At 61.1% G+C, this 12530-nt stretch carries 15 protein-coding genes; 9 read left to right on the forward strand and 6 right to left on the reverse strand.

Going from position 1 to position 12530, the window contains the following annotated elements; all coding sequences use genetic code 11:
• Positions 1-5: 5 nt before the first annotated feature.
• From JQ572_RS05020 to JQ572_RS05035, 4 genes are all read left to right on the forward strand, one after another.
• Positions 6-1733 (forward strand): chemotaxis protein, encoded by a 1728-nt coding sequence (locus tag JQ572_RS05020; protein WP_211381842.1) that lies wholly within the window; start codon positions 6-8, stop codon positions 1731-1733.
• A gap of 149 nt (positions 1734-1882) precedes the next feature.
• Positions 1883-2329 (forward strand): hypothetical protein, encoded by a 447-nt coding sequence (locus JQ572_RS05025; protein WP_211381843.1) that lies wholly within the window; start codon positions 1883-1885, stop codon positions 2327-2329.
• Between the two features lie 125 nt (positions 2330-2454).
• Entirely contained in the window at positions 2455-2739 is a 285-nt protein-coding gene (locus JQ572_RS05030) for a hypothetical protein (RefSeq protein ID WP_211381844.1), read from the forward strand.
• Between the two features lie 455 nt (positions 2740-3194).
• Positions 3195-4277, forward strand: a complete 1083-nt coding sequence (locus JQ572_RS05035) for an acyltransferase family protein (protein ID WP_211381845.1) — start codon at positions 3195-3197, stop codon at positions 4275-4277.
• Between the two features lie 21 nt (positions 4278-4298).
• Here JQ572_RS05035 and JQ572_RS05040 read toward each other — a convergent pair whose 3' ends face one another.
• Entirely contained in the window at positions 4299-4664 is a 366-nt protein-coding gene (locus JQ572_RS05040) for a VanZ family protein (protein WP_211381846.1), read from the reverse strand.
• 203 nt (positions 4665-4867) lie between these two features.
• A complete protein-coding gene (locus JQ572_RS05045) occupies positions 4868-5041 on the reverse strand; it encodes a hypothetical protein (RefSeq protein WP_211381847.1) in 174 nt (57 codons plus the stop codon).
• Positions 5042-5735: 694 nt separating this feature from the next.
• Between JQ572_RS05045 and JQ572_RS05050 the strand changes: the two genes are divergently transcribed.
• Positions 5736-5891 carry a hypothetical protein gene (locus JQ572_RS05050; protein WP_211381848.1) on the forward strand — a complete coding sequence of 52 codons (156 nt, stop codon included), beginning with the start codon at positions 5736-5738 and terminating at the stop codon, positions 5889-5891.
• Between the two features lie 407 nt (positions 5892-6298).
• Entirely contained in the window at positions 6299-6562 is a 264-nt protein-coding gene (locus JQ572_RS05055) for a hypothetical protein (protein ID WP_211381849.1), read from the forward strand.
• Positions 6563-6948: 386 nt separating this feature from the next.
• Here JQ572_RS05055 and rfbB read toward each other — a convergent pair whose 3' ends face one another.
• Positions 6949-8013, reverse strand: coding sequence for a dTDP-glucose 4,6-dehydratase (rfbB, locus tag JQ572_RS05060; protein WP_211381850.1), 1065 nt, complete (start codon positions 8011-8013; stop codon positions 6949-6951).
• Positions 8014-8025: 12 nt separating this feature from the next.
• On the reverse strand, positions 8026-8913 hold the full coding sequence (gene rfbA, locus JQ572_RS05065) for a glucose-1-phosphate thymidylyltransferase RfbA (protein WP_211382415.1): 888 nt from the start codon (positions 8911-8913) through the stop codon (positions 8026-8028).
• An 87-nt stretch (positions 8914-9000) separates the two neighbouring features.
• On the opposite strand from rfbA, the gene rfbC reads away from it, so the two are divergent.
• The 3 genes from rfbC to JQ572_RS05080 all read left to right on the forward strand — a co-directional run bounded on the left by rfbC (position 9001) and on the right by JQ572_RS05080 (position 10986).
• Positions 9001-9555 carry a dTDP-4-dehydrorhamnose 3,5-epimerase gene (rfbC, locus tag JQ572_RS05070; protein ID WP_211381851.1) on the forward strand — a complete coding sequence of 185 codons (555 nt, stop codon included), beginning with the start codon at positions 9001-9003 and terminating at the stop codon, positions 9553-9555.
• Between the two features lies 1 nt (position 9556).
• Positions 9557-10453 (forward strand): dTDP-4-dehydrorhamnose reductase, encoded by an 897-nt coding sequence (gene rfbD / locus JQ572_RS05075; protein ID WP_211381852.1) that lies wholly within the window; start codon positions 9557-9559, stop codon positions 10451-10453.
• A gap of 110 nt (positions 10454-10563) precedes the next feature.
• The gene (locus tag JQ572_RS05080; RefSeq protein ID WP_211381853.1) at positions 10564-10986 is read left to right on the forward strand and encodes a hypothetical protein; all 423 of its coding nucleotides are present in this window, start codon (positions 10564-10566) and stop codon (positions 10984-10986) included.
• 37 nt (positions 10987-11023) lie between these two features.
• Here JQ572_RS05080 and JQ572_RS05085 read toward each other — a convergent pair whose 3' ends face one another.
• Both JQ572_RS05085 and JQ572_RS05090 read right to left on the reverse strand, forming a co-directional pair.
• Entirely contained in the window at positions 11024-11758 is a 735-nt protein-coding gene (locus tag JQ572_RS05085) for a metallophosphoesterase family protein (protein ID WP_211381854.1), read from the reverse strand.
• A 173-nt stretch (positions 11759-11931) separates the two neighbouring features.
• The gene (locus JQ572_RS05090) at positions 11932-12210 is read right to left on the reverse strand and encodes a hypothetical protein (protein WP_211381855.1); all 279 of its coding nucleotides are present in this window, start codon (positions 12208-12210) and stop codon (positions 11932-11934) included.
• Between the last annotated feature and the right edge of the window lie 320 nt (positions 12211-12530).

Raw genomic sequence — 12530 nt, forward strand, 5'->3', positions numbered from 1 at the left:
TGGTCATGTCCGCCATGCCGGCCAACACGCTCATTGAAGCGACCGCCGCGGTCGACGACGTCTCGTCTCGGATCGAGGACGTCTTCGCGCGCGTCGGTCAGGAGCTGGGGCGCGGCCACCTCATCTTCAAGGAGCTGAACCAGGGCCTCGCGACGCTGTCCGAGGAACTCGCGGGCGCCGAGATCGAGGGCGCCGCAACGGCGCTACAGGAGATCGCCGCGCGGCTCAGCGAGCTTGCGCAGGCGCTTCCGGCCGAGAGCGCCCTGCTTGCGACGATCGGCACGAGCACCGTTGAGGCGTCGGCGCTGCTCAAGCCGCTGTTCAAGCACGTCCAGATGATCACCATCATCGCGCGCAGCGCGCGGATCGAGGCCGCTTCGCTCGACGGCGACCGCGAGGGCTTTCTGGCGTTCACGCAGGAGGCTTATGATCTCGGCAGGGCCGTGCAGGGCTCGATCGAGGGCTGCGCGCGGGATCAGCAGCGCCTGTCGGAAGCCGTCGCCACCGCATCCGGCCGGCAACGGGAGTTCGAGAGCCGCTACGGGAATCAACTGGTTTCGGAGAGCGCTGAGCTCGGCGCCGCCTATTCGGGATTGCTCGACCAGCGCCGCAGCAGCAGCCAGCTCGCCGTACTTGCCAGCACCAGCACCAAATGGATCGCCGAGGCGGTCGGCAGTGCGATCATCTCCTTGCAGGCCGGCGACAGCACGCGCCAACGCCTGGAGCACGTCTCCCACGGCCTTTCCCGTGTGTCCGGCTCCGCTCCGGGCCTCGTTCCTGAACCGGTTGCGAGCGACGACGGCACGCGCGCGGTCTGCCATTTGCAGGCGGCCCAACTCAGGGACGCCCAGCGCGAATTCGGCGGCGACATCGGCCAGATCGTCCGCGCGCTGACGGCCATCCTGCACGATGCGGGAAGCGTCGTCGGCCACGGCCGCACATTGTTCGGCGGCGAGGACGGCGGCTCGTCGTCGTTCCTGGCGCGCATCAAGCAGACGCTGGCGCACGCCTCGACCCTGATCGCCACCTGCGACGGCGCCGGCCGTTCGGTCGACGAGGCGCTGGCGATCGTCGAGGACACGCTGACAAAATTTCGCCAGGCGATCGCCGGGCTCGCCGAGGCGACGGTCGACATCACGCTGATCGGGATGAATGCTGGCCTCAAGGCGAGCCATCTCGGCAGCCGCGGCAGCGCCTTCGTCGTCATCGCCAACGAGCTCAAGGCGACTGCCGATCAGGTCTCGGCGGGCGCGGGGCGCTTGAGGCCCGTGCTCGACGGGATCGAGCGCTCGGCCAGGGAGCTGAAGGAGCTCCGTGTGCAGGGAGATCCCACGCAGCTCGCCAAGCTCGAGCCGCAGATCCTCCACGCGCTCCGCGAGGTCGAGGCCGGCAACGAACGGCTTGGCAAGCTGATGAGCCGGCTCGTCGCCGAAGGTGCGGAGTTCGAGGGGCTGATGAATTCGGCGCTGGGCCTGATGACCACGCTCGGTGAAGGTTCCGCTGCGCTGCCCGCGGTCGCCGGGCGCCTCGAGGCCGCGAGCGACGGCTCGCAGCGGCCGCAGCTCCATGCGGACGACGAAGCGATGCTCGACGATCTGTTCGCGCATTACACGATGGAGCGCGAGCGGGACGTTCACCGGGAATTCCTTCGAACCCTGGGGCTGGCATCGATCGCGGCGGCGCGCCGGGTCGAGGCGGTCGAGACCGCCGATGACGGCATAGAATTGTTTTGAGGTCGCGGCCGGCTTCGGCTCGAGCCTCGGCAGCAATTTGACGGGTTGACTTTGCAGGGCGTTAACCGTGGCGGAATACTCGCCGCACCGGTCATTGTCGCGCCCCAGAGTTGGCTGCAAATACGGATGAATTTCACGACGGGTGTTTCATGCTGAGAGACGGCAAATATGCTGCCTGGTTCAGAACCCCGCGCGGTCAGGGCACCGGCGTCGTGCATCTGGCCGAAGGGCGAATCTCGGGCAGCGACTGCTTCTTCACGTACGGCGGCTCTTATCGGGTCGACGAGCAACGCTTCACGGCCGTTCTGACCACGCGGCGACATTCCGAGGGCCCGCCGACCGTGTTCGGACCCGACGAGGTCGAGGTCAGGCTCTCGGGCGTGTGCAGCGGCGCGATGGCGACCTGTTCCGGAAAGGCCGACCAGGCGCCCGATGTGAAGTTCGAGGCGACGCTGATCTACAGCCAGGACGAGGCGCCGGCCGCTGACGCCAGAGGTGCGGTCGTGAAGCTCAATGCAGACAAGCTGCCCAAGGGCATCGACGGCCGTTCGCGGTCGCGCCACCCGTTTGTGCCTCCCAAGACGCCCGTTCCCTGAGGATCCTGCGCTTTAGCTTTGCATTGACGCTGTTGTCGCGAAAACGCTTCCCGGCCGCGCTGCGGCAAGAGTGCCTTTAGACGTGGAATCTAGGTTGGCGCCCATAACAAAAGGCGGACAGGGACATGCCTCAGATCTGGATGACATATGACGAATTTGCGACACTCAGCGGCTGTAACGCTGCCGAAGCCAGGGTGCAGGCGCTGCATCTGTCGCTCGATCGCCGCAAGAGCCGCGACGGGAACACCCGCGTCAAGCTGACCCCCGCATTGATGGCCCGGTTCTTCGAGACCATTCGTGAAGCCGAATTCGATCTCGATGAGGCGATCGCGGCGTTGCGCGATACCCATCGGCAGATGTCCGGCGTTCGCGCTGCCGAGCGGGAAGGGCTCGGGCGCGGAATGGCGTAAGTCCGCCGCTTAGGCGGCAAGCCGGCCCTCTTCGAATCAGGTGGTCGTACAGCCGGTGCGGCCCCGTGGGGGTGCGACAGTTGTTGCGCTCCTGCGCGATCTTGCGGCGGTCGCAAGCGCCGACATGGCTAAATTGCAGGCGGAGTTCAAGAGCACCAACTAGTGCCGCGAACGAGTCCAGGTTCTGGCAAGGCCGAAGCGGCGTGTGACACGGCGGAAAGCCTGATCCGAGGCACAGCATCGCTCGGCGAGGCGCATGCTGCGGATCTTCTGGCAAGCAAGCGGCATGCGAAGATGCGCACGGGCGGCCATCCCGGCGAGAACGGCGCCGGCGGTTGGCAAGGCGACCTAGGCGAAAAGCGAGCGCCCATTGCCAAAGGTTTAATCTTGGCTGACCGCTAATTTCCCATATTCTTGCCGGCGTTTTTTATATGTTTCCGAATGGCGTTTGAGCAATGAAATCTCCGGGAAGCCGGCACTACCCTATTCTTGATGTTTATCGGGCTATCGCATCCCTTGCCGTGCTGATTTACCATATTGCCGGATCCCTGCAGATCGCAAGTATGGCAATTCACGCGTATCTTGCCGTCGACTTCTTCTTCCTGTTGAGCGGCTTCGTCATCGATCGTGCCTACGGCATGCGGTTGGAAGATCCTTCTTTCAAGTTTGAATTCCTGTTGCGGCGTTTCGTCCGTCTTTGGCCGATGATCATTCTGGGCACCCTTGTCGGCGCCGCTGTTTCAATTGGCGGCCTCTTGAGAGGGCATGCGCTGGACCTGACCAAAATGGCCCTGGTGCTGTCATGTGGGTTGCTGCTTTTGCCCTTTGGCCGAATGCCGTTGACCGCATCCGTCTTTCCGTTTGATGGCCCTCTTTGGTCTCTGTTCTATGAAGTGGTGGCAAATGTTGTCTACTGTTTCGCGTTTCGGTGGCTACGCATACCCGTACTCTCAATCCTCGCGGTTCTTTTCGCGGTAGGACTGGTTGTGGTGTCGCTCGAACAGGGCGACCTCGAATTGGGAGCAAGAACCGGAGAAGTCTATGCTGGTTTGCTCCGTGTCGGCTTTTCATTTTTTGCCGGCGTCCTTATGTCGAGGATCGGAACGGTATCCATCGTCAGCGGTCCTACGGCCGTCGCCTCCGTCGTGGTTTTGGTTGGTGTGTTCATTGCACCTTTGCCCCAGCACCCGATGTACGATGTTGCATGTATTCTTGTCGTATTCCCGGTCTTGATATGGGGCGGCGCCGGGACAGCCGTGCCGCCGGGCTGGAGGCAGGCATGCAGGTTCGCTGGAGAGCTTTCCTATCCGCTGTACGCGGTGCACTACCCGATCACGCGCATCTTCTTCTATTTTCAGGAAACTCTTGCCCTTGGCAAAATGGCGCTCGCCCTTTCGATCGTGCTGGAGGTGATCACTTGCCTCGGCGCTGCGTACGTTGCGACGAAATTTGTCGATCAGCCTGTGCGTGATAGGCTCGGCTTATGGGTTGAGCGTATTCGTTGGCCCCGTGTGGCTCCGCTGACCGGCAGCACCTAGCTCGCGCGCCATGAGACTCGACTAGGACGGCGACCTCGGCAGAAAGGCCAGAATCGTCTGGGCGAGAATGACGCCGAAAGCGCCGCCGGCTGCCTTTTGTAGCACATCGATCAAGTGGGGATCGTGGGCAGGCGTTACCGCCTGGAAAACCTCTAGCGCGACTGCGACGGCAATCACGAAGGCGCAAGCCAGCCTGATTCGGCCGGGCAGCAGGAAAGACAGCAGAAAGCCCAGCAGACAGTAGGCGCTGAATCGCTCGATGATCACCACCCAATAGGCTTCGGCGTGGCCGATGAGCGCCGGTCTGCCAGCACGTTTGACGAGTATGGCGTAGACGATGAGCGCAAGGCAGATAACTGTAGCTGCGATGAGATGGTTTCGACGCATTGCAGCATCATAACGGTTCGATCGGAGCGACGCTCCCGAAAGCCAAGAATATCGTTAAGGTCTCGACCCCGAAGTGAGGTTCGGCCTGATCGCCCGCGAGGGGAGTGGCGACGTATGACGCAACCGAAGCCGCTGTAAGTCCTGGCGGATATGGCGCACCGGGCGGCCGGCTGTTCCGCTTGGGCAAGATCGTGTTCGTGCCGTCAGCCCTTCTTCGCACCCTTCGATTTCAACGACAGGCCGAGCCGCAAGGCCATCCGCTTGATCGCGTCAGGCGATCGCCCAAGCTGTCTCGCCGCCTCTTCCAGCGAAGTCGAAGACTTGGCCAACTCCATGAGCCGGCGATCCTCCTTGAACGACCAGGGCTTGCGCGCCATAACCAAAATGATCCTCTCGTTGACATGACGACAAAGCCGCCAAGCGGACCATGTTCGCTGGACGGCCTTGCTTGGGTGGGCCGGGCCTTGGGGAAGTCCGGCGAGAGGATGGATAAGCGATGGGAGAGACTTCGCAACAAACAACGCGAATTAAGCTAACCGCTCAACCTTACCAGCATGAAATCGATGCGCGTCGCTCCGTATAACCACGGGTGTTCTGATCAGCCGAGGTCGATCCGCGCTTATCCTCGATTTCGGTCGAGGATGTTCCGGCACTTCGTCCGGCTCCTCGAAGTCCCGACCCAACGTTCATTGGAAGACCAATACGCCGCGCCGACCGCGTGCTGTTGTGCAGGCTCGACTCGCTCGGGAATCCGGAGAGACAGTATCGGTGAGCACTCACGCTTGGCGGCGAGGAAGGACGGCGCCTATTCCAGCGGCGTCAGCTCTTGCGTGAGATTCGGAATCGTTGCCGTGCGGCAAACCTGTGACTGTCAATGCCAGCCAATCATGATCGTGCCAACGTCCGATACGATCACGACGATGCGACCGAGAATCGGTCGATCGCGGCGCGAGCATGCCGCGCCGATCTCAACGAGCAGTGTTGCGCTACTCTCGGGCGAGTCGTCACGAGATCGTCTAATTCACGCGGCTATGATCACGCCAACAACAACGGACCGTTCAGAAGATCGAGATGCTTCAGAAAGCGCGAGCGGCATTCCCTCTCACCAAGCTCAGAGAGCGAGCATTTGAAGGCGCGTTTTTCAGCATAGCGCTGATCGCGATGGCAGGCTGGGTCTATTTCATCACCTTGCTGCTGGTGAGACTGTTCTTCTACTTCTTCGGCTGACGCAGACCAGGCGATCAATTCGCATCCATCGTGCTGTTAAAACACGCGGCCTGACAACAAGATCAGCAGCGCTCATCATGATGTCGACACAACTCGAAGATGAGAATGCTGGGTCATGAAGATACCGCGCTCAGCAACTGGAAGACTTCAGAATGATGATAGTTGCGATCCTGCTCTCGATCCTCGCCGGCTTTGGTTCAGGCTACGCGACGCGCGCGTGGCGATCGCGCCGGCGCAGAACGCGTCATCCGCTCTATCAGCCTTACGATCAGACCCTATCTCCACAGAATGCGTCGCTGACGAGGGTGCGGCGTGCATTCTGAGCGATTGCAACTTCGGATATGTGGGGGCCGACGTCGTCCACGGAGCGCTGGGGGGCGGGGCCGGCATTATGGGAGGGGCGCGCGATGATCAGCCCGACAAACAACGCCCACCGGCGATATTTCGTCGATGCCGCGGGCCGGCGCGTTCTGATCGGCCTGACGTGCGAGGAGACGTTCGAATTCGAACGGCTCGATAGCGAATTGGTACTCGGTCCGGCGGGGGGCCAGACCGAGCCCGACGGCCGGGATGTCTGGCCGGCTGCCGGCGAGCAGCGCTGGCTACAACTCTACGAAAAGCATGAAGGAGCCTGGAAGGCCTGGTTGGTGCAAAATCGATCCATAAGCTGATCACACGTCAAACGGAGTCGTGCGGCTTGCTCGTTGGGCTATTGTGGAAGTCGAAGTGGCGTCCGGCAGTCATGTCAGGTCGAAAAAACTAGATGCACTCTTCCTGACCAGGTGGCGCTGGGAAAAGTTTCGCGAGGCGATCCGCACCCATCCCGCGTTCCGCCGCATCGAGAACGTGCCGCGCGATGACGTTCCGAAATTTCCATCCAGGTCCGTCAAATTGATCTGCGGCCCAAATCTGCGGCTTCGGGCGCCCGTCGAGGCCACGGATCCATACGAAGTAGTATTCGTCCATTTCTCGCGGGCCCGTCGCATTCAATGCGAACAAACCGCCGATGTCCTGCACGCCGACTTGGGCAAGCCTTCGCAAAAGGACACCAATGCGGTTAGCCCAGGCCGATACGCTTCTGCTGATAACCGCGACCGAGAATGTTCTCCCACCACTCCCGATTGTCGATGAACCACTGGACGGTCTTGGCCAGCCCGCTCTCGAAGTTCTCGTCCGCACGCCATCCAAGCTGGCTCTCGAGCTTCGAAGCATCGATCGCATAACGGCGATCGTGCCCTGGACGATCGGAAACGAACGAAATCAGGCTCCGCCGAGAACCTGTCCCGGACGGCGAAATTTCATCCAGCAGATCGCAGATGCCTTCCACGACGTGGAGGTTGCTGCGCTCATTTCGCCCGCCGACATTGTATGTTTCGCCGATCACGCCGCGCTCGAGCACGAGCGCAAGCGCCTTGGCATGATCCTCTACGTAGAGCCAGTCTCGGATGTTCTGCCCGTCGCCATAAACCGGCAACGCTTCTTCGGCCAGCCCCTTGATGATCATGTGGGGGATGAGCTTTTCGGGGAAGTGATAAGGCCCGTAATTGTTCGAGCAGTTCGTCACCATTGTCGGGAGTTCGTAGGTCTCGCGCCAGGCGCGGACCAGATGGTCAGATGACGCTTTGCTCGCCGAGTAGGGCGAATTCGGTGCGTAAGAGGTTGTCTCCGTGAAGTAACCGTCCTTGCCGAGCGAGCCGAACACCTCGTCCGTCGATATGTGAAGAAAGCGGAACCGTGAACGCCGGTCCGGTGACAGCCCTTTCCAGTACCGCAAGGCTTCTTGCAGCAGCGTGAAGGTGCCGACGATGTTGGTCTGAATGAATTCTCCGGGCCCATCGATCGAGCGATCGACGTGGCTTTCGGCTGCCAAATTCATGACCGCGACGGGCTGGTACTTTTCGAACAGTTTACGGAGTGACGGCGCTTCGCAAATGCACTGCTTCTCGAACGCGTAGCGCGGATTTGCGACGGCGCCCGGGATCGACTCGAGATTTGCCGCGTAAGTGAGCTTGTCGACGTTGACGACGCGCGCGTGCGTATCCCGAAGAAGATGACGGATGACTGCCGAGCCGATGAAACCGGCACCGCCCGTGACGAAAATCGTGGAGCCTTCAAAGCGCATGAGTCGTTTGCCTCAGTCCAGACCGTGAGCGGAGAAGGAGCGAGCCACCGATTGCAGATACTGGCCGTAGCTGCTCTTGGCGGTCTTCTCGGCAACCTTCGAGAAGGATTCCAGGGAAATGTAGCCGCGCCGCAAGGCAATTTCTTCCGGGCACGCGATGCGCAGCCCCTGTCGCTGTTCCAGGATCTGCACGAAGTGACTGGCTTCGACCAGGGAGGCGTGCGTTCCGGTGTCGAGCCAGGCAAACCCGCGCCCAAGAACTTCGACGAACAGGTCGCCACTGGCGAGGTATGCGTTGTTCACGTCGGTGATTTCTATCTCTCCGCGCGCGGAAGGCTTGATCTTCGCGGCGATGTCGAGCACGCGATTGTCGTAGAAATAGAGGCCCGTCACGGCCACGTTCGACTTCGGTCGCGCGGGCTTCTCTTCGATCGAACGTGCGCGCCCGTCACTGCCGAGCTCAACGACGCCATATTGCTCGGGCGTGTTGACGACATAGCCGAAGATCGTGGCGCCACTCTTGCGAGCCGCGGCCTTGGCGAGCAACTCGGGAAGTCCATGTCCGTAGAAGATATTGTCTCCCAGAACGAGCGCGACGGAATCCTCTCCTACAAACTCGCGGCCGACGATGAATGCGTCGGCAAGACCGCGCGGAGTTTCCTGCGAGGCATACGAAAACTTGACGCCGATTTCCGTTCCGTCACCAAGCAGGCGTTGAAACAGCGGCTTGTCCTGCGGCGTGGAGATGATGAGAATGTCGCGGATTCCAGCGAGCATCAGTGCCGACAGCGGATAGTAGATCATCGGTTTGTCAAAAACCGGAAGCAGTTGCTTCGACACCACGGTCGTGACGGGATAAAGGCGCGAACCTGTTCCGCCTGCGAGTATTATTCCCTTCATCGGCCCTCTCTGGTTTGCCAGCGCGAAAATATCAGATAGAGTGCGCTGCACAAGATTTTTGTCGACGCCGAGCTAGAGTCCCTGCGAATGAACGTTCTCACGACGGATTTGCCCGAAGTTCTGATCGTCGAGCCAAAGCTATTCGGTGATCAACGCGGTTTCTTCCTGGAGTCCTATCAATTCGCGCGATACGTGCAGAACGGCATTGCGCGGCCGTTCGTCCAGGACAATCTCTCGCGCTCGCGTTTCGGAGTGCTGCGTGGGCTGCATCTACAGAATCCGGCCACGCAGGGCAAGCTGGTCACGGTGCTTTGCGGTCGAGTTCTCGATGTTGCAGTTGATGTGCGCATCGGCAGCCCAAACTTTGGGCGCCATGTTGCCGTTGAACTGAGCGAAGATAATCGGAGGCAATTGTGGGTTCCTCGTGGCTTCGCCCACGGTTTCGCCGTTCTCTCCGAGACTGCGGATTTCTTCTATAAATGCGACGAGCTTTACAGTCCGAAGGATGAAATCTCAGTGCGGTGGAACGATCCGGCAATCGGCATCGACTGGGCTGTCGCGGATCCGTCACTTTCACCCAAGGATGCCGAGGCGCCGCTGTTGGCAGACGTGAAGGGCCTCCCCCGCTATGGGGAGGTCTGACATGAAGATCCTTCTGACCGGCGCTGCCGGGCAAGTTGGTGGGGCGCTGCTGCAGCAGTTTCAGGACCGCGCCAACATCGTTGCGCCGCCGCGTGAGGCGTTCGACCTGTCGCAGCCGGCGGGCCTCGCTGAAAAACTGGACGCGATCGTGCCTGATCTGATCATCAACCCCGCGGCTTATACGGCGGTCGATCGCGCAGAAGACGAGCGCGAGATGGCATTTCGTGTCAACGCTGAATCACCCAGGGCTATCGCCCAATGGGCCGCGCGCCGCCACATCCCGCTGGTGCACTTCTCGACCGACTACGTCTTCGACGGATCCGGTGACCGTCCGTGGCGTGAGGACAGCACTCCGCGCCCTCTCTCGGTGTATGGCGAGAGCAAGCTCGCTGGCGATCAGGCGATTGCCGAGGCGGGCGGACCGCATCTGATCGCGCGCACATCGTGGGTTTACGCCGCCTCGGGCGCGAATTTTCTCAAAACGATCGTGAGGCTGGCAGGAGAGCGGGAAGAACTGCGCATTGTCGCCGACCAGATCGGTAGTCCGACAACCGCAGGCGCGATCGCGCGCGCGATGGTCGCGATGCTGCAACCAGCGGACGGGGATGTTGCTGCAATGTTCGATAGACGGGGCGGCCCCGTCAATCTGGTGTGCGCCGGCGAGACAAGCTGGCACGGCTTTGCGGTCGCGATCGTTTCCGGGCTGAAGTCTCGTGGGGCCAAGTTTGCCGTAAAGCAGATCCTTCCGATCGCTTCGAGTGAATTTCCTGTCAAGGCGAAGCGACCCTTCAATTCGCGCCTGGATCTGACGCGCCTGCGGGAACGGTTCGATATTGCGATGCCGACATGGCAGCAAGCGCTTGATCCCGAACTGGACGCTCTCAACGGAACGATGTGATTTGTCCCCCCGCGCGGGCGCGCGAACGGGCAGAACGATTCGGGAGTTTAACCTTTGTTAACCATCCCGGGCCCATTTTCTGGTCTGGCGCTTCAACCGGAAATGACCGCATGTTCCAGCTCTTCCTGCGGGCTCGCACCCATAACTTCCTGAAGGACCGTTTCGGAGGAGAGCAGGCGTTCCGTGCGCGCTCGCCTGAGCGGGACGCCGAAACGGATCGCACGCGCATCGAGGCCATTATGATCGCGATCGAGGACGCCCTCCACGCGGCCGAGCGGGAACAGTCGGGCCTGAACCGGCGGGTAGAAGACGTGCTGGCGCGTGCCGCCGTGACCTTCGGCAACGGCGACGACGAATATCTCGAGCGCGAGGCGCTCGACAATCACCATCAGGATCTGTTCGACAAGGAGATCCTGAACGGCCAGCGGCGGCTCAAGGAACTCGGCGCCTCGATCGCTCATTTCAAGTTCCTGAAGGCGGCGATGCTGAGCCGCTTTCCGGAATATAGGCAGCCGACGAGCCCCACCAATTAAAGGCCGGCGCGGCCCACGACGCCGCGAGCCCTTACGGCTAGATCGCGAGCATGCTGTTGCCCTGAATGGACAGCAGCGTCAGGTTTCCGGTGGCATACGCGCCGGTATCGATGTTGGCGCGGTTCTCGTGCAACTCGGCCTGCTTCACCGGCGTGTGGCCGTGCACGACGTATTTGCCGAAGCGCCTCTTGCTCTGCAGGAATTCGTCCCTGATCCACAGCAGATCGGCCTCGCGCTGTTCTGAGAGTGGAATTCCAGGACGCACCCCGGCATGGACGAAGAAGAAGTCGCCGCAGGTGAATGTCGGCCGCAACTGACGCAGGAACGCGATGTGCTCTGGCGGCATGGCGGATGCGAGTTCGCGCACGAGATCGGACTGCTCGTCCTTGCTGAGGCCCGGTGCGGCGGACACGCCGTATGACATCATGGTCTGGAGACCGCCGAACTGAAACCATTCGGTGGCGAGCGAGGGGTCTTCCAGCACCGAAGTGAAATAGGCCTCGTGATTGCCCTTGAGAAACACCGTGTTGCGGCGGCGGCTGCGCCTGATCAGCAGATCGAGGGTGTGGCGCGAATCCGGCCCGCGATCGATATAGTCGCCGAGGAAGACCTCGATGGCGCGATAGGGCCGGCTGTTCGCCATGTCCGCGTCGATGACGGCGAACATCTGCTCGAGCAGATGCGCGCAGCCGTGGATGTCGCTCATCGCATAGATGCGCACGCCGTTCGGTAGCTTCGGCCGGGGCGGATTTCGGGGCGCTGTCGTGGACATTGGGTCCAACTCTTTCAGAGAGCTTCGCCCGAGATGTCAATATGCTAGCGACGAAATCGAGGCGCCGCGGGTCGCTTTTTTCTCCGGGCGGGCGGGATTGACGTCCCTTTGTGCGGCGGATCGATCACCTGCCGGGGGGCGGCAAGTTGTCGATCCCTGCGCGTCCGGTCTGATTAGCCGAAACTCCCGGCGTCGAGCGACGGCGCGGCTTTGTCGCGACAGGCGTTCGCCCGCGCGCGGACCAGCACTGCGCCGCCGAAATAGCCAAGCTGCAGCACCGCCGCAAAGACGAGAAGCGTAACGACGGTGTGAGCCGAATCATGCCCCTGCCAGGCCAGACCTGCGCCGAGAAAGGCTGCACCGAGAACGATGGCGGGCGGCAGGATGAATATTCTGAATCGGCCTCCTAGCAACGATCCGATCAGCAGACTGAAAACGGCTACCGTACTCACGACACAAACTCCCCGAATTGGTCACGAGTGTTAACGGTGCCGACCTAATAACGGCTTAAGCGGTATGGTTGAACAGCCGTTCAAATGCGCGCGAACTTCGGTGCGAACGTGGCGCGATCTGATAGCAAATGCGGCGCGATGCACGCATAATTGTCACGTGTGTGACAGTACTTTGGGCAACTCTTGCAGCGACGCTGCGTTGCATAAATTCGATTTGATTTTTTCGGTGCACTGCCGCAATGTCGCTTTGTTTAGTTAAGATATACTTTGGCGCACGTCGCGAATTTAGATCGATTTACTCGCAATTGCTGATTGCGAAT

It is taken from the genome of Bradyrhizobium sp. SZCCT0153, assembly GCF_018129995.1.
Classification (GTDB): Bacteria; Pseudomonadota; Alphaproteobacteria; order Rhizobiales; family Xanthobacteraceae; genus Bradyrhizobium; species Bradyrhizobium japonicum_G.

Coding starts and splice junctions, on each gene's coding strand:
- JQ572_RS05020 (WP_211381842.1), top strand. CDS start 6: ATGTCCGCCATGCCGGCCAACACGCTCATTGAAGCGACCGCCGCGGTC.
- JQ572_RS05025 (WP_211381843.1), top strand. CDS start 1,883: ATGCTGAGAGACGGCAAATATGCTGCCTGGTTCAGAACCCCGCGCGGT.
- JQ572_RS05030 (WP_211381844.1), top strand. CDS start 2,455: ATGCCTCAGATCTGGATGACATATGACGAATTTGCGACACTCAGCGGC.
- JQ572_RS05035 (WP_211381845.1), top strand. CDS start 3,195: ATGAAATCTCCGGGAAGCCGGCACTACCCTATTCTTGATGTTTATCGG.
- JQ572_RS05040 (WP_211381846.1), bottom strand. CDS start 4,664: ATGCGTCGAAACCATCTCATCGCAGCTACAGTTATCTGCCTTGCGCTC.
- JQ572_RS05045 (WP_211381847.1), bottom strand. CDS start 5,041: ATGGCGCGCAAGCCCTGGTCGTTCAAGGAGGATCGCCGGCTCATGGAG.
- JQ572_RS05050 (WP_211381848.1), top strand. CDS start 5,736: ATGCTTCAGAAAGCGCGAGCGGCATTCCCTCTCACCAAGCTCAGAGAG.
- JQ572_RS05055 (WP_211381849.1), top strand. CDS start 6,299: ATGATCAGCCCGACAAACAACGCCCACCGGCGATATTTCGTCGATGCC.
- rfbB (WP_211381850.1), bottom strand. CDS start 8,013: ATGCGCTTTGAAGGCTCCACGATTTTCGTCACGGGCGGTGCCGGTTTC.
- rfbA (WP_211382415.1), bottom strand. CDS start 8,913: ATGAAGGGAATAATACTCGCAGGCGGAACAGGTTCGCGCCTTTATCCC.
- rfbC (WP_211381851.1), top strand. CDS start 9,001: ATGAACGTTCTCACGACGGATTTGCCCGAAGTTCTGATCGTCGAGCCA.
- rfbD (WP_211381852.1), top strand. CDS start 9,557: ATGAAGATCCTTCTGACCGGCGCTGCCGGGCAAGTTGGTGGGGCGCTG.
- JQ572_RS05080 (WP_211381853.1), top strand. CDS start 10,564: ATGTTCCAGCTCTTCCTGCGGGCTCGCACCCATAACTTCCTGAAGGAC.
- JQ572_RS05085 (WP_211381854.1), bottom strand. CDS start 11,758: ATGTCCACGACAGCGCCCCGAAATCCGCCCCGGCCGAAGCTACCGAAC.